This window comes from Lishizhenia sp., assembly GCF_057456495.1.
The window spans coordinates 1-16,260 of sequence record NZ_JBVCPV010000008.1 but is presented as its reverse complement, the minus strand read 5'-3'; the positions used below and the strand labels follow the sequence as shown (position 1 = coordinate 16,260).

Annotated in this window: 13 protein-coding genes; 6 read left to right on the top strand and 7 right to left on the bottom strand. The window is 37.2% G+C overall.

What is annotated here, in order from left to right; genetic code table 11:
- Positions 1–47: 47 nt before the first annotated feature.
- Positions 48–737 (top strand): phosphoribosylformylglycinamidine synthase subunit PurQ, encoded by a 690-nt coding sequence (gene purQ / locus AC22ZQ_RS01320; protein WP_318956770.1) that lies wholly within the window; start codon positions 48–50, stop codon positions 735–737.
- Between the two features lie 63 nt (positions 738–800).
- Here the strand turns inward: purQ and AC22ZQ_RS01315 are convergent, their stop codons facing one another.
- Genes AC22ZQ_RS01315 through AC22ZQ_RS01305 form a run of 3 tightly spaced genes read right to left on the bottom strand, consistent with a single transcriptional unit; the run spans position 801 to position 5,888 of the window.
- Entirely contained in the window at positions 801–1,661 is an 861-nt protein-coding gene (locus AC22ZQ_RS01315; protein WP_318956769.1) for a DUF6252 domain-containing protein, read from the bottom strand.
- A gap of 39 nt (positions 1,662–1,700) precedes the next feature.
- Positions 1,701–4,136, bottom strand: coding sequence for a TonB-dependent receptor (locus tag AC22ZQ_RS01310; RefSeq protein WP_318956768.1), 2,436 nt, complete (start codon positions 4,134–4,136; stop codon positions 1,701–1,703).
- 12 nt (positions 4,137–4,148) lie between these two features.
- Positions 4,149–5,888, bottom strand: coding sequence for an ABC transporter substrate-binding protein (locus AC22ZQ_RS01305; RefSeq protein WP_318956767.1), 1,740 nt, complete (start codon positions 5,886–5,888; stop codon positions 4,149–4,151).
- 159 nt (positions 5,889–6,047) lie between these two features.
- On the opposite strand from AC22ZQ_RS01305, the gene AC22ZQ_RS01300 reads away from it, so the two are divergent.
- On the top strand, positions 6,048–6,848 hold the full coding sequence (locus AC22ZQ_RS01300) for a hypothetical protein (RefSeq protein ID WP_318956766.1): 801 nt from the start codon (positions 6,048–6,050) through the stop codon (positions 6,846–6,848).
- A gap of 51 nt (positions 6,849–6,899) precedes the next feature.
- A complete protein-coding gene (gene mce, locus AC22ZQ_RS01295; protein WP_318956765.1) occupies positions 6,900–7,313 on the top strand; it encodes a methylmalonyl-CoA epimerase in 414 nt (137 codons plus the stop codon).
- Here the strand turns inward: mce and AC22ZQ_RS01290 are convergent.
- On the bottom strand, positions 7,303–8,004 hold the full coding sequence (locus tag AC22ZQ_RS01290) for a cell division ATP-binding protein FtsE (protein ID WP_318956764.1): 702 nt from the start codon (positions 8,002–8,004) through the stop codon (positions 7,303–7,305). The two genes, mce and AC22ZQ_RS01290, sit on opposite strands and share 11 nt — an antisense overlap.
- Before the next feature lie 153 nt (positions 8,005–8,157).
- On the opposite strand from AC22ZQ_RS01290, the gene AC22ZQ_RS01285 reads away from it, so the two are divergent.
- Both AC22ZQ_RS01285 and AC22ZQ_RS01280 read left to right on the top strand, forming a co-directional pair.
- Complete coding sequence (locus AC22ZQ_RS01285) at positions 8,158–11,256, top strand: tetratricopeptide repeat protein (RefSeq protein WP_318956763.1); 3,099 nt, start codon at positions 8,158–8,160, stop codon at positions 11,254–11,256.
- The gene (locus tag AC22ZQ_RS01280) at positions 11,246–12,961 is read left to right on the top strand and encodes a TonB-dependent receptor (RefSeq protein ID WP_318956762.1); all 1,716 of its coding nucleotides are present in this window, start codon (positions 11,246–11,248) and stop codon (positions 12,959–12,961) included. Before AC22ZQ_RS01285 ends, AC22ZQ_RS01280 begins: the two co-directional genes overlap by 11 nt.
- Positions 12,962–13,016: 55 nt before the next feature.
- Here AC22ZQ_RS01280 and AC22ZQ_RS01275 read toward each other — a convergent pair whose 3' ends face one another.
- The 3 genes from AC22ZQ_RS01275 to AC22ZQ_RS01265 form a co-directional block, all read right to left on the bottom strand.
- The gene (locus AC22ZQ_RS01275; protein WP_318956761.1) at positions 13,017–14,573 is read right to left on the bottom strand and encodes a sensor histidine kinase; all 1,557 of its coding nucleotides are present in this window, start codon (positions 14,571–14,573) and stop codon (positions 13,017–13,019) included.
- Positions 14,574–14,639: 66 nt separating this feature from the next.
- The gene (locus AC22ZQ_RS01270; protein WP_318956760.1) at positions 14,640–15,269 is read right to left on the bottom strand and encodes a cation diffusion facilitator family transporter; all 630 of its coding nucleotides are present in this window, start codon (positions 15,267–15,269) and stop codon (positions 14,640–14,642) included.
- Position 15,270: 1 nt separating this feature from the next.
- Positions 15,271–15,978, bottom strand: a complete 708-nt coding sequence (locus AC22ZQ_RS01265) for a hypothetical protein (RefSeq protein ID WP_318956759.1) — start codon at positions 15,976–15,978, stop codon at positions 15,271–15,273.
- A gap of 109 nt (positions 15,979–16,087) precedes the next feature.
- On the opposite strand from AC22ZQ_RS01265, the gene AC22ZQ_RS01260 reads away from it, so the two are divergent.
- Positions 16,088–16,260 (top strand): diacylglycerol kinase family protein (locus AC22ZQ_RS01260; RefSeq protein WP_413468661.1); only part of this gene is annotated, 173 nt, incomplete at its 3' end.

The following is a 16,260-nucleotide window of genomic DNA, read 5'->3' as shown; positions in this document are numbered from 1 at the left end:
CCTAACTTTTAAAAGTTGCACGTTTAGGTGCATTTAAAATTTATAATATGAAATTTGGTGTTGTTACCTTTCCAGGATCTAATTGTGACCAAGATATGGTCTACGTTTTGGAAACTATTTTAAATCAAGAAGTTGTTCAATTGTGGCATAAAGACACTGACCTTCAAGGGTGTGACTTTATCGTATTACCAGGTGGATTCTCTTACGGAGATTACTTGCGTTCTGGAGCAATTGCAAAATTATCTCCGATTATGGGAGAAGTAATTAAGCATGCAAACAACGGTGGTTACGTAATGGGTATTTGTAACGGATTCCAAATTTTAACTGAGAGTGGTTTATTGGATGGAGCGTTGTTGCACAACAACAGCCAAAAGTTCATTTGTAAAAATGTATACTTAAAGCCAGCCTCTAATGGATCTGCAATCACGAAAGATTTGGATGCAAACGCAACTTACCAAATTCCTATCGCTCACGGTGAAGGAAGATTCTTCGCTGATGACGCAACAATTAAGAAATTAGAAGATAACGATTTAATCTTATTTAGATACAGCTCTAAAGATGGAGATACTTCTGAAGAATTCAACCCTAATGGTTCTATCAACAACATTGCTGGTATTACTAATGAAGGTAGAAACGTATTCGGAATGATGCCTCACCCAGAAAGAGCTGCTGATGAAGCTTTGGCAAATGAAGACGGAAGAGCATTCTTCGAATCTATCCTTGCACATTGCAAATAAGTAAAATACTTAACAAAAAAGGGCGATAATTAATTATCGCCCTTTTTTATTGGTTTCTATTTTCTAATAATTGATTCCGAATTCTCCTCCACTTAACGTATAAGTATTGGTACTCGTACTTCCTGCACTTGGAACAGCTGTAAAATCAAACTCTCCAACCAAGTAACTGTTTTGTGTATTGTGCGCAATAATACGCAAGGTTCCATTTCCAGCTACATACTGATCGTTTAACGCACCTGAAGTAGAAAAGCTCGCCTTATAATCTCCTTGGCCCGATAATGCATACTCACCGGCTGCAATTGATTCTATTAAATTCAACCCTACTGTGTAATTATCACTTCCTCTAGCAAGGTTGATAGCAATACGACCAAAACCTTGGTTCCCTGTGAGTATATCTGGGTTAAAAGCTACTCCATCTAAATTTACTGCTCCTGTTTGGGTTACGGGTATTCCCGCTCCACTGTAAACACCTGAATAAGGAATTGATGTAAATTCTCCTAAAGTGATTTGAATACCATTGTTGGTTTGCCCTGAAAAAGTTCCGGATATACGCTTGTTTCCCGTATCTATGGAAGAAATAACCAAGGTTCCTTCTATATCCTCAGAAGCGGTTGATCCTGCGGTATAGCTCATTGTACTCACAGAGGTTGGAGACAAGTAAGAACCTTGCCCTTCTTGATTTACAGAAAAGCTAAAACTAGCACTTCCATTACTTCCGCTAAGCGTAACAAGCCCATTATCGAAATTTGCCGTAACATCAGTGGCTTGCCACAAGTTACCATTTACCTCAGCCTTGAAACTTTTTGCCGCAACGGATGACCCGCCTCCACCTGTTCCATTATCAGATGGTTCGTCTACCTTCTTCTTACAAGAAAAGAATAGTCCAAACACCAATAAAATGAAAAGCGGCGTGTATTTATTCATGTTCATATAAATATAAACGCAAATCCGCTTGTAATGTTGCTATTTTTTAAGCTTAAAATCGATGCGGTAATAGAAAATTGGCAAAAACCCTAACTGCGTTCTTTCTGCAATAGGTTCCGCAGAAGGATTGCTTAAGTTTGGAGCATAAGCCAATCCTAAGAGGTTTCTGGTATTCAAAATATTCACCAAGTCCAACCCTATTTCATGCGTAATTTTCTTTGTATTTAATTTGTAGTTAACCTTTACGTCTAAACGGAAATAATCTTTAAACTGACGCGTGTTGTAACCCTCTGAGAGGAACACTAACTCTTGCGCTTCTTTGGAAGCTTCAACGTCAACATACCCATAACGTTTACCTCCAGCTGTAGTACATTTTAACCCAAGAGAAATAGATTGATTTCCTTTGAAATTGAACTCTTTTCCACCCAATACATTTACCGTATAACTTCCGTTATAGTCTGTATTTCTTTCAACACCGTCGCTTCCTTTATATTTGGAATCGTAAAGAGACCCTGTGATTAAAAAGAAGAATGATTTATTAAAGTACTTTTGGATCGTAAGTTCTATACCGTAGTTTCTACCTGTTCCAGTATTTTGAAGTGAGTCTGGAAAAAATCTTTGAAAACCACTCCCCATATTTATTAAACTTAAGGCAGAACTTTCTATCTCTACCGGTACATTGTAGAGATACTGGAAATACGTCTCAGCTTTCACATTTAGACCTTTCTTAAAGCTTCGCTCATAACCAATCGCCGAATGAATACTTTTCGTGAAATCCATATTCTTGTTGTGTCGAACAGGATTACCATCACCATCGTACTGCTGATAACTGTATAAATACAAGGGCTGGGTTTGAGAATGTAGACCTGCTCCTGCGGTAATAACTTGATTCTTTTTAAGCACATATTTCCATCCTAACCTCGGTTCTAAAACACTTAAAGAATTACTCAATGAAAAATATTGGTTATGTAAACCTGCTGTAAAGTCCATTTTAGGGTTCACCTTCCATTTGTACTGAACAAAAGGTTGAATCAGGGTATAAGCACCGGCGAAATCATGCCTTAGCTTAAACGCATCTCCCGTCTCATTCAAAACAGAATCAACATTATTGGTATAGATAGCATCCATATTTATACCCGCCTTTAAGATGTGCTTTTTATTGATTTTATGGTTTACACTAAAATATCCCGAAAGCTTCGTATTATAAAATTGATAACCCATCAATTGATAAATGGAATCTGTGCGTATAGTGATTTTTTCTTGTCCTCCTATATAACTCGTATCTAAAGATCTTTCTAGTAAGTAGTGACGCGAATGCTGCTCATCTCCAGAAACTGCGAAGGTCGCCGAAAGGAAAGTGCGTGTACTCACTGGTTTTTTGTAACTCAAACCAACAACTCCCATAGATGTCCCGAAATATTGATCTCTGTCTCCTTCTCCGTATACCTCATCGGTTAATTCGGTCTGGTCAGAAATCTTAATATCAATTTGAGATTTACCTCCCATTCCCCATACGCTAATTGCACCTCCTTTTTTTAGGGGATAATTCAATTTAAAGGCACCATCACCGTAAATAGGCACTGCATCTGTTCCTATGCTTATTCCCAAAGATTGAAAGATACTCAGTGTTGAATACCTTCCCATAACTATATAAGATGAACGTTTATCCTTATTGATAGGACCTTCCGCCATAACTTCAGTACCTAAGAATCCAAATTGACCGGTAAATTCATGTACGGATTGATTACCATTTCTCAACTTTAAATCAAACACTCCTGAGGTACTGTTTCCATACTCGGCTGGAAAAGCCGACATGAAAAAGTCTGAGTTACCAAGTATTTTGTTGTTGATTATACTTACAGGTCCACCCGTAGAACCAGATGTACTAAAGTGGTTGGGATTGGGAATATCAATTCCTTCTACTTTGTACAATAAACCAAGCGGTGAATTCCCTCGAATAACAATATCATTTCTAGAGTCATCAGCACCTTGAACTCCGGCAAAATTCGACGCCATTCTAGCGGGATCTGAACGCGATCCAGGATATCTATCTGTTTCTTCTACTGAAAATTGACGTGCCGAAACGGTGGCCATTTCATTCAATACTTCCCCTTTTCTCTGGGCTACAATTTGCACCTCTTCCGTTTCAAAGACCTCTTCTGACATCTCTAAATTCACTACAGATTCTTTACCTGAGTTTACTGTAACAGGAACTGATTTTGTTTCATAAGACATGTAGGTTGCCACCAACTTGTGTTTACCAATTGGAACATTCTTTATTCTGAAACTCCCGTTTTCATCAACAAGTGCTCTGAATAACTGTATCGTATCTTCGGTGAAGATTTGTACTTTAGCTCCGATCAGAGGAAATTTCGTTTCATTATCGACTACCGTTCCACGAACATTTTGGGTAATCTGTGCTCCAGTAATATTTGCACACAACGAGATTACTAGCGTAAGTAAAAATATCCTCATAAGCTTTCGTTTTTAACCTTTGACACCAAGAGACTGTTGGTATTCTTCAACGGTCCAATCTTTAAAATAAACGCGGTCAAGATAATATATATTCATCTCATTTACCGCCAAATTCCTCACTTTCGAGTAGGTTAAGGTTATTGATTCGTCATACCATAAAATGATGAAAGGAACTTCTGCAAGCAGAACTTGCTCTGCCTGAGCAAATAAACTTAACCGCTCTGATTCATCTTCAGAAATTAGAGCTTTTTTCAAAAACTCATCAAATCTTGAATTTTTATATTTTGATTTATTGATCTTAGAAATTGTACCCGTTTTATCGGTCAACAATAAACTATTGAAACAATTTAGGAAACTTTCGGGACTTTTATAATCGGCATACCACGAAGAACGAAAAATATCAACATTACCTTTTTCCACTACATCATTCATTTGTTGATAAGAAAAACCTTCTAAATTGACCTGAATTCCAAGATTTTGCTCCATCTGCGTTGCAAATTCTGAGGCGATGGCTGCATGAATAGTACCTTTATCAAAAATTAATTTCAGCGTTGGAAAACCTTCTCCCTTCGGATATCCAGCTTCAGCCATCAATTTTTGTGCTTTCTTTAAATCAAATTGATAGCCTATCAGTAAACTGTCATTCACATCATAATCTTGCAGAACATAAGGCGGAACAACTCCTCTATTTCCTGCGCCATAAGCACGATCATGTAGAACTTCCTTCACTATGCGCTCTTTATCCAACCCATAATTTAAGGCCTTGCGCACCCGCACATCTTTTAGTGCTGGAGATTCCATATTAAGTCCGTAATACTGCGTTCCAAGCATGGGCTTACGCCTCAATAAAATTTGGGGAGGTTCGTTGAAAAACTCATCTTGGTAGGCTTCAAACATCATAGCAATACGCCCAGGTGGAATATCTTGAACATAGTGAATCTTACCTTCCTCAAAATAAGTTAATTGCTTAAGGTTTTTAGACTCTATGAAATACATTACAGAATCCAAGTAAGGTAAACTATTCCCTTGTTCGTCCATGAGGTAATACTTCGGGTTTTTAGTGAGTAAAACCGCTTGATCATCCCCGAACAACTGCGTTCCTTCATAAATAAATGGCCCGGTTCCTATAAGAGAAGAACCTTGATTTGCCTCCACAATTTCTTTGGGTAAAATTTTAGCTGATGGAACACAAAGTTTTTCTAAAAAATTAAAATCCGTATTTACCAACTCCATTACCAATTCATCTTTCTCCACGTACATGCCCGATATATGGTCGGCTTCATTTTTATAGTACTCTATCGCTCCTTTTACTTTTCCTTCAAAAACCAATTGATACAATACGCTGGGACCACTATCAGCTTTGGACTTACAGGCATGTTCAAAAGTAGATAAGACATCATCCATGGTAAGGCGATGACGATCACCAATCAAAGAGTGTGGATGAAAATAAACGTCTTCTCGAAGTTGAAACCTGTAGACTTTGCCATTTTCTTCCATGGTGTAGCTCTTCACAAGTCTTTCAACAGGTTGTAAATTTTTGTCGTCAAGTTCAAAAAGTCCTTCCAAAACCTGATGAACAACCATGTCAGTAGCCATATCATTCACATTTTCAACTACAACATTTGTAGGGTTAAATTCAATGGCTGCTTTGAAGCATCCTCCAGCGTATTCAAAAGTTTTAGATTCCTTCTTTTCTGAACAGGAGAACAGTAATATGATAAAAGATATGACGTAGTAATAAAGTAGTTTCATATTCTAGAGTTAAGAAGTTAGTTGAACGGGGTTTAACTTCTGAAGTCCTAGGGTTTAATCCCTGATACAATAATACATATTAAAAAACAACTACCATATTGCTTTTTACAAAAATAGACGTTAATATTGCATACGAACATTTAACGTTTCACCATTACAATGAGACTTTTTTTTACACTTGCTACTATATTCTGGTTTGCGCATTTATCTTGTGCTAACCTTTCTATAGAAGGAACCTACCAAGGAAGAAATCTATATGTTCAAAATCCTGAGACACCGGATGGGTTTGGTTTCTGTGCAACGAGAATCACTGTAAATGACCAAATTTTACCAGCAAACATAAACCGTCTAGCATTTATTATAGATTTTTCGCAGTTAGACTTACCCATTGGAACTCCTGTATTTATTGTTATCTATCATTCCGATGATTGTAAACCAAAAATTTTAAATCCAGAGGTTTTATTACACTCTTCCACTTTTACGACAGAAGAAATTTCTGCAACGGAAGAAGGTGTCATTTCTTGGTCAACAAAAAATGAAGAAGGAAAAATTCCATTTAAAATAGAGCAATACCGTTGGAATAAATGGATTACTGTTGGAGAAGTTGAAGGTTTAGGAACACCAGATATCAACAGTTACTCATTCCAAATCACCCCTCATTCTGGGACCAACAAAATAAGAGTTGTACAGATAGACCATACAGGTATTAAAAACAAAAGTCCTGAAATAATCTTTGAATCGAATGCCGATGAAGTTTTCTTAGCCAGTAATAAAATTGACGAGGAGATACGCTTTGTCAACAAACAAAAGAAAGCATCCCCCACGCGTTACGAATTGTTTGACGCTTACGGAAACATTGTAAAAAAAGGATATGGTGAAATTGTAGCATGTACCTCCTTGAAAAAGGGACTCTATCATTTGAACTATGACAATACCACAGAACGGATTATAAAAAAATAAATACTCAATCAATCCCGCTTTTTAAAAAGTGGGATTTTTTATTTTTAGGCCATGAAGAAAATAGAACATTTAGGAATTGCCGTAAAAAGCATAGAAGAAAGCAGTAAGATTTACGCCAAACTTTTAAATGCTGAATGCTATAAAATTGAAGAAGTAGAAAGCGAAGGTGTTAAAACTGCCTTTTATCAAATTGGTGAATCTAAAATAGAATTATTAGAAGCAACGAAAGCAGATAGTCCTATTGCCAAGTTCTTAGAGAAAAAAGGACAAGGAATACACCATATTGCATTTGACGTGGAAGACATTCAGGCAGAAATTGAACGTTTAGAAGGAGAAGGATTTCAATTGATTCATACCCAACCTAAAGCTGGTGCAGACGATAAAGTCATCGCCTTTTTACACCCTAAAAGTACAGACGGTATATTAGTAGAGCTTTGTATGGATAAGGCCAAACTTAAGGCATAGCCTCAAAGGGGTTGAAATTGTTGATGGACGAAATTTCTTTGATTCCTCCATTTTCAACCCTTAATACTCTACCTCCAAATTTATCTACCAAGGCCATATCGTGTGTAGCCATGAGCACAGAGGTTCCTTCTTGCGCGATTGCCGTCAACAATTTCATGATTTCCTCAGAGGTTTCTGGATCTAGATTACCCGTAGGCTCGTCGGCTAAGATTAGAGAAGGACTATTTAACAATGCTCTCGCCACAGCTACACGTTGTTGTTCACCTCCAGATAATTCATGGGGCATGCGTTCGGCCTTGTGTTCCACACCCACCATAGCCAAAACTTCTAAAGCACGTTTTTCCATTTCTTTTTTCTTTCTCCAACCTGTTGATTTAAGTACAAAGAGTAAATTCTTCTTCACACTTCTATCCATCAACAATTGAAAATCTTGGAAAACGATACCAATATCACGACGTAAAAGGGGGATTTGCTTTTTCTTGAGTTTACGTAAATCAAATTCAGAAACATGACCTGTTCCATCCGCCAAACTCAACTCACCGTAGAGCATTTTTAAGAAACTGCTTTTTCCAGAACCCGTTTTACCAATCACATAGACAAACTCATTTTTATCCAACTTAAAGTTGATATTATCTAGAACCAAGCTATTGCGCTGATAAATCTTTCCTGCACTAATTTCTATAACACTCACGACTCTCTTTTTTGTAAAATTGCAAAATCTCCTTCAATACTTTGCGTTGTATATAAAACAATCTTAACAGATTCGCGTTTAAAACTTTCACTACTTGGAGCCAAGCCAGCGCTAATCCCTATTAATTTTACATAATTAAAATAAAAGGAAACTATGCGTTATAGAATATTATTCCTCCTTGCACTTGTTGTAGGTCTTAATTTTTCGATGTTGGCACAACAAACCGAAGCCTATAGAAGTGATTATGCTTTGTTCTACAGTGCCGAAGAACTCTTTGAAAAGCAGCAATACAGTGCAGCAAGGAAAAGCTTTCACGATTTCATCCTTTCTTTTCCAGAAAAATCAAATGATCCGGCGTATATCAAAGCCAGATATTACGAAGGTTTAGCAGCCCTGGAATTGTTCAACAATGATGCTGTGGATTTGTTAATTCAGTTCAATACGGACTATCCAGAATCCATCTACAAAAACAACATTTACTTTAAGCTTGGGAACTACTTCTACCAAAAGAAAAAATACGATGAGAGTATCGTTTGGTATGAGAAAACTAATGTGAATGATATAGCTGAGGACGATAAAGATGCTTTCTATTTCAAGCTCGGATACGCTTGTTTTCAAGAAGGAAAATTTGAACAATCTAGAAACGCTTTTTACGAAATTAAGGATGGAGTATCACAGTACGCTCACCCAGCATTGTACTACTACTCTCATATCGCTTACCAAAAAGAACAATACCAAGTAGCCTTAGAAGGATTCGAAACTTTAAAAGAAGATGAAAGTTTTGCCGCTTTGGTTCCTTACTACATCACGCAAATTTACTACCTGCAAGGGAAGTACGACAAAGTAACTGAACTTGCTCCGCAAATAGGGAGCAATGACACCTACAAAGATAAGGCAGATTTAAATCACCTCATCGGAGATGCTTACTACAAAGTGGAGCAATACGACGAGGCTGTTCCTTATTTAGAAAAATACAATGCCTCGGCACAAACTTCTCGCGAAGACGATTACCAATTGGCCTATGCGTATTACAGAAGTGGTAACTATGCAAAAGCAAGCAAGAAGTTTGAACGCGTTGCTAGAACAAGCGATGAATTAGGTCAAACCGCAATGTACCATGCCGGTGAATGTTACCTAAAGATGGAAAACCTCGATTTCGCAAGAACAGCCTTCTTTAAAGCTTCTGAACTCGATTTCAATGAAACCGTACAAGAAGACGCATTGTACAACAGTGCAGTTTTATCCTACAAATTAGATTACAACCCATATAGTCAGGCCATCGTAGCTTTTGAAACTTACTTGAAAAAGTATCCAAATTCTAAGCGAAAAAATGATGTTTACCAATATTTGGTGAATGTGTATTCTAACACTAAAAATTACCAAGCGGCGTTAACTTCATTAGAAAACTTACCCAGCTTAAACATCAAATTAAAATCTGCATATCAAATTATTGCCTACAACAGAGGGTTAGAGTTATTAGAACAACGTTCATATTCGGAAGCAATTGCAACTTTTAAAAAGGTGGGGAACTATCCTATCAATGCAGACATCTTAGGTGAGTCTGTCTACTGGACGGGAGAAGCTTACTATTTACAAGGTAAGAATCAACAAGCTATTTTAGAATACAGAAATTTCCTTTCCATTCCTGGAAACTATACCTCTAACTTAAAGCAAGATGCATACTACAATATCGGATATGCTTACTTCAATGATGAAGACTATGAGCAAGCCTTAGTGGCCTTTAGAACCTACACAGGTTTAGGGAACATTGCCAACAAAAACAAGTTGGCGGATGCTTATGCTCGAATTGGAGACGCTACTTACTACATTGGAGGAAGAGAAAATTACAAATTAGCCGTACAGAATTACGAGTCTTCTATCCAGTTGAGACAAGGTGCAGAAGATAAATCTCGTTACTACCAAGCCAAAGCTTACAGCTGGTTGAACGACAGAGAAAATGCTGTAAAATCTCTCTTGGACATTGTAAACAACTACAAAAACTCAGTTTATACAGTCCGCGCAGTTTACGATATTTCAATTGCCTATTACCGTTCTAAAAATTACAAAGATGCTATTCGCTATGCTGAACAATTGGCCAGAGACTATCCAAGTAATTTATTGGTGAAAGATGCTTTATTATTGATTGGAGATATCAAATACAAACAAGAAGAATACGCGGCATCTGAAAGCTACTTTAAACGTGTTTTAAATGAATATAGCGCAAGAGACACCAGTGTTTGTAAACCCGCTACTAAAGGTTTGGTGGCCATTTACGAACAACTTTCTCAGATTGAAAAAATTAGACAATTAAGAGTTGATTATCCTTGTGCTGATATCTCAGACGATGCAGAAGAGGAGATCTACTACAAAAACGGTGTAGTCGCCTATAACGAAGAAAGGTATGAAGATGCTATACCAGGATTGAACGGATATATTCAGAATTTCCCTCAAGGAAAATATGCCGTTGAAATCCGCAATTATTTGGCGGATGCTTATTACAACATAGACAGTATGCGTTTGGCCATGGAGGTATATGATGACATCATTAATGATAGTTACTCTTCTTACACAGAATTAGCTTTGATTCGCACTTCGAAATACTACTATAATTCGAAAGATTATGAAAGCGCTTTACCCTACTATGTAAAATTGGAGAAAATTGCTTCTACCCCAGAGGTTATCTACAACACACGTATAGGTTTAATGCGTACGAATTATCTCTTAGAAAATTACGAAAATGCTATCGTAGCCGGTTTAAAAGTGATGCAAGACAAGCAAGTTTCTGATGACATAGAGAAACAAGCTTACTATATTGTTGGACTCTCTTCTTTCCACGTTGAAGAATATGACGAAGCAATTGTTTACTTAAAATGGTTATCTAAGAACGCTGGAGATGCTAGAGGTTCTGAAGCTCAATATACCATTGCCAAAATTTACTTCTTACAAGAGGAGTATGAAAAAGCAAACGCCGAGCATAAGTCATTATTAAAGCGTAAACCGGCTTACGATTATTGGATTGCAAAATCTCTCTTATTACACGCAAACGTTTTAATGGCAACAGATGAATTATTCCAAGCGAAGAGCACAGTAGATATAATTCTTCAAAACTACCCGAACCAAGAAGACGGTATTTTGGACGAAGCCAATGCGATAGCTGCAGAAATTGAACAATTACAAAATACCCCAAAACAGATAGAAGAAGAAGGGGTTGATACAATAGAAATTAACGACGAAGGAGGTAATGATGAATAAATTAAGCGTATTAGCACTAGCACTCATCTCAGTAAGCTTTGCCTTTTCGCAAGAAGACGTTCAGTTAACTACGAAAGGACAACGCCCTATTGAGAAGGCTTACCGTATTTCCGACAGACCTGTGAAAAAGGATTCTGTTATTCCTGCTCCAACTATAGAGTATCCCCTTCTCTCTTTGAAGCACGAAACTTCATTTACCTTAGATCAGATTAACCCTGCTCGTGTAAACATTAACCCTAAACTAGATCAGTTGTATAGGGGTTATGCAAAAGTGGGGATTGGAAGTGATTTAATTACCTTGGGAGAATTGTACTATAACTCACTCCGCTCTCGTAAACATGTTTGGGGTCTGGAGGCACGTCATATTAGTTCTTTCAACAATATGTCTAACTACGCTCCTTCTCAATACGACAGAACCAAAAGTTCTGTATTTGGTCAAATTAACGAGAAGAAGTACAGTTTATACGGAGAAGTCAACTATAATAATTTAGGTTTACATCACTACGGTTTTCAAGACAAAAACGCGAATAGAGATAGTATTGCTAATCGTTTTCAACAAATCGGATTCAATGCTTTGTATGAGTCGCACAAAAAAGACTCAGCAGAATTGAACTATGTTATTGGTGCGAGTTATTACAATTTCTTCGACAAGAAACATGCGGATAGTATTGCAAAATGGAGAGCGAGAGAAAATAACTTTACCATTACATCTGACTGGAAATACAGGTTGAACAATGAAGTATTTAAAGCAGCCTTCAATGTAAAATACAACAACTATCAATACGGGGAAGAGAACAAATTTATTGATCTTAACTCACCCTTAGATACAGGTTTTGTTTCTTCTAATTTGATCTTTCAATTGAAACCAACCGTTACCACTTACAGTAAGGATAAAAAGTTGAGAGCAACAGCTGGTTTTGATGTTACTATTGATAGTCACGACGAAACAAAAGCACACTTCTACCCAATTTTAGAAGCAAAGTACAGCATGTTAAATGACCTATTTATTCCTTACGCAGGTTTGAATGGACAATTGAAACAAAACACCTACTCGCGTTTGAGTAATGAGAATGAATTCTTGCTTTCTAACATTAGATTAGACAATGAATCTCAGGCGTTGAATGCTTACTTTGGTATCAAAGGAACATTGAGCAAACGCATTGCGTTTAATCTCTCAGCTTCGTTCTCATCAAACAGAAATAAAGCACTGTTTGTGAATGATACAACTTACAGCGCGCAAACCGAATTTGCCGTGATTTACGATACTATCAACATCACGAAATTAGAAGCTTCTTTGACTTACCAACAAAATGAAAAGTTGAAGGTAGACGCCATTGGTAGATTTAATTCTTATCAAGCAAGAAACAATCCTTACGCTTGGAATTTACCGCAGTTAGAAATCATTCTACGTGGAGAGTATAACCTATTTGACAAGTTCTTATTGAACTTAACAGTAGGTGCCGAAGCTGGAAGAAGAGCCTTGGTATACGATGCAACAATTGAAAACGCAGAATTAGAAGATGGTATTTACAGTGTTGCTTTAGGAACAATTGTAGATGCAAACCTAGGCTTTGAATACAGATACAATAAACGTTTCTCTGCTTACATCAACTTTAACAACTTTGCTGCACAACGCTACAACAGATGGTACAACTACCCTGTACAAGGTTTCCAAGTATTGGGTGGATTCACCTTTAGATTTTAGGCAAGGATAAAATAATTCATACACAAAAAAGGAGGTCATTAACGACCTCCTTTTTTTATATGTTTAAACTTATTCTAAAAGTTGTTCCTGTTCCTACTTCCGATTTCAGTACAAACACTCGGCCCTTGTGATAATCTTGTACGATGCGCTTTACTAAACTCAAGCCTAATCCCCAACCTCTTTTCTTGGTGGTAAATCCTGGTTGAAAAACAATGCGCTGCTCTTTAGAAGTCATCCCCTTTCCTGTATCTTGTATATCTATGTTCACCTTTCCTTTCTCCTGGAATACGTGAATTTTCAACTCTCCACGACCTTCCATAGCGTCTACCGCATTCTTGCAGATATTTTCTATTACCCATTCAAATAAAGAAACATTGTGCGCAATGATAATCACGGGTTCGCTACTGTTAAAACTTACATTGACTTTATTACTAATACGCGAACGGAGGTAATCAACCATATTTTCCACCGTGGCAACAATATCTTTCTCCTCCAATTTTGCACCTGAACCAATTTTAGAAAACCTATCCGTAACTTGTGTCAATCGGTTAATATCCTTATTCATTTCCTGAGGAATAGAAGGATCTATTTCCATGGTTTCTAAGAGCTGCGTCCATGCCATTAAAGAAGACAAAGGTGTTCCCAACTGATGGGCTGTTTCTTTGGCCATACCTGCCCAAACCTGATTTTGTTCAGCCTTTCTAAACGTAGAAAAGATGAGGTATCCAATAAAAATAAAGAGTCCAATTATTAAGAATTGAATGTAGGGGAAGTACTGTAATTGCTTTAACTCTTGTGAGTCATCATAGTACACATAATTGGTTTCGTCCTCTGCAAAGGATATTTCAATGGGAATATTACCAAATACATCTGGCTTCCAACCTGAACTCAAATCCAAGGCCGCCATATCCTCCTTCTTTAAGTTATGAGCGATGATACTATCCTTATCTCCATTTACTAATACCACGGGAACAAAGCTTGTGTTATCAATTAATTCCTCATTAAAAGAACGAATTAAAGAATCTCTCTCATTTTGAAGTCGGGTAATATTCAAACTCTCATTAAAGTAATAGGTCATGTACAAATCCGTATAGATTTCGACCGTAAAACTTGGGTTAATTTTCTGCCAGCTCAAGGCCAAATTTACCATAGAGTCTTCATACAATTGTTTTACCTCCTGCTTGGAAAGTTCAGGAAAAGCAGTGGCCAATTTATCTTTCGTTAAGGATACATTTCTAGACTGACTATAGCGCCTTTTTTGATCTAAAACTATAACTGGAATTTTGTTGTTCGCATTTATTATTCTCAGCGGTAAGTCGTAAGATTTCGTACTCCCAAAATCTGTGTTCTGACTCACCTCCTTGGTTGCTTCTATCCACAATTCCATCTCATTGCGTTCTTTGGTACGCAATTCGTCAAAAGAACGGTTGGTTAGTTTCACCAACTCAGCCCTTTTCTTAATAGCATCAGCCCATTGGGTTACACGTTCGCGTTCTCGCTTGGCAACTTTCCCAACAATACGATTAGATAGAAATAGCGAAGCTCCAACTAAGCAGAGCGCTACTACCATCAAAACAATCTTCCACTTTTGTTTATTCGAGTATAAATTCATTTGTTCTGTAACGAATTCTAAATGTAATTATTCTAGAACAAATGAAGTCTGCCCCAATTGAGGCTTCTACTTTTCTGTCAATAAAACCTTGGTTGATTCTTTCATCAAACCCACTCCCCACTTCGCCACAACAAATGCGATCACTAATGACAAAACAGGATCTAACCAAAACCAGTGGAAATACTGGGTAAGGTAGGCACCAACAATAATTGCGATGGATGAAAATGTGTCTGCCAATAGGTGCAAGAAGGCACCCTTGGTATTCAAATCTTCTATCCCTCCAAAAGACAAAATAAGCGCGGTAAGGAGATTAACCCCTAAGCCAAAAATGGCTACCCAAAGTAGCTGGGAGGTTTCCATTTCCTCCAAATGCATGAATTTAATGCCTGCGTCTACGACTATCCAAAGCACAAAAGCGAAGATGAGCAATGCATTCGTAAAAGCAGACAATGCCTCTACTTTCTTGGCTTTTTCTTCTGATAAATTCTTTGTGTACAAGATGGCAAAAAGAGCTATGAGTAAAGCCAAGGCATGCGACAACATATGGATGGCATCACTTTTTAGCATTACGCTATTTAAGAGAACACCGTAGACAAACTCTACTACCATAGCCGCAAGAGTTACTGAAATACTCAACAACAACGCCGATTTCTTCGATAAGATTCTTTTTGTTCTTTCTTGTGTTAATGCTTCCATGTTACACTTTATTATATGATTCCTCTTTTCCCGTATTCTTTAAAAAATATTCAATATCGCTGAGGGCAGATTTCAAGCTAAGCAAATACAAGCCTTCTGCATCTTTACTTTGCACCAATTCTACGGTAGAACATAATTTCTCCAATTGATCAAACACCTGGGTATCCTCATCCTGAGTAGTCTTTTGTTTAAAAGGAGCTATAGCCTTTGCAACCCCTTTCAACACGGTAGATTTTCTATGTAAATTCCAAGATTCGAGATGTTGTGTTAGAAGATTTATGGCTTTGAAGAGTTGCTTATCATCAAATTGTAGTTTCTCCAAAGCCCCATACATTTTATCTATCCTTTTACGCAAAGCTTTAAGATGACGCCACTGTTGTTCTTCCGAACTCATCGCCAAAGTATAGTTTTGCATACTGCTTAGCGTCGATTTAATTTTATTTTGATCCTTCAGGTATAACTGCAAGTACTCAAATTCACCAAACAATTGATTTGTTTCTTGTAGGCGGTCAAACTTCTCAGTTGCATCAAGTTCTAACCACTTTATTTCTAAGTAGAGAGATTTAGACCCTAACTCAGCCAACCTATCCAGCACCTCATTACATTCTTCAAGCTGCTCTTTATTTTCTACGTCATTTTTAGAATTATCCAGAGACATGAACATTACACTGATCACCAAAATGCTCGTAAGTCCTAAGAATAATTTCATGCGTTTATTTTTTTACAAAGGTCTCTACTTCCTTTGTTACCGCAGTTAAACCACAATTAATCTTGCATTAAATTGTATTAACAAATAATTACCTATTTTGAGCAAAAGTATGATCATGAACGTAGGTTTTAAATATGGGTTCAAGGGAATAAAACGCATGTTACAAACAGAAAAGAATTTTAAGATTCATGTTGTCTTATTCCTCCTGCTTATAGGTGCATCCTTTTTCTTTGAGGTTTCGAAATTTGAATGGTGCATACTGCTAGCTTTATCTGCCCTTGT

Coding starts and splice junctions, on each gene's coding strand:
- AC22ZQ_RS01285 (WP_318956763.1), top strand. CDS start 8,158: ATGCGTTATAGAATATTATTCCTCCTTGCACTTGTTGTAGGTCTTAAT.
- AC22ZQ_RS01300 (WP_318956766.1), top strand. CDS start 6,048: ATGAGACTTTTTTTTACACTTGCTACTATATTCTGGTTTGCGCATTTA.
- AC22ZQ_RS01265 (WP_318956759.1), bottom strand. CDS start 15,978: ATGAAATTATTCTTAGGACTTACGAGCATTTTGGTGATCAGTGTAATG.
- purQ (WP_318956770.1), top strand. CDS start 48: ATGAAATTTGGTGTTGTTACCTTTCCAGGATCTAATTGTGACCAAGAT.
- AC22ZQ_RS01310 (WP_318956768.1), bottom strand. CDS start 4,136: ATGAGGATATTTTTACTTACGCTAGTAATCTCGTTGTGTGCAAATATT.
- AC22ZQ_RS01270 (WP_318956760.1), bottom strand. CDS start 15,269: ATGGAAGCATTAACACAAGAAAGAACAAAAAGAATCTTATCGAAGAAA.
- AC22ZQ_RS01315 (WP_318956769.1), bottom strand. CDS start 1,661: ATGAATAAATACACGCCGCTTTTCATTTTATTGGTGTTTGGACTATTC.
- mce (WP_318956765.1), top strand. CDS start 6,900: ATGAAGAAAATAGAACATTTAGGAATTGCCGTAAAAAGCATAGAAGAA.
- AC22ZQ_RS01275 (WP_318956761.1), bottom strand. CDS start 14,573: ATGAATTTATACTCGAATAAACAAAAGTGGAAGATTGTTTTGATGGTA.
- AC22ZQ_RS01280 (WP_318956762.1), top strand. CDS start 11,246: ATGATGAATAAATTAAGCGTATTAGCACTAGCACTCATCTCAGTAAGC.
- AC22ZQ_RS01305 (WP_318956767.1), bottom strand. CDS start 5,888: ATGAAACTACTTTATTACTACGTCATATCTTTTATCATATTACTGTTC.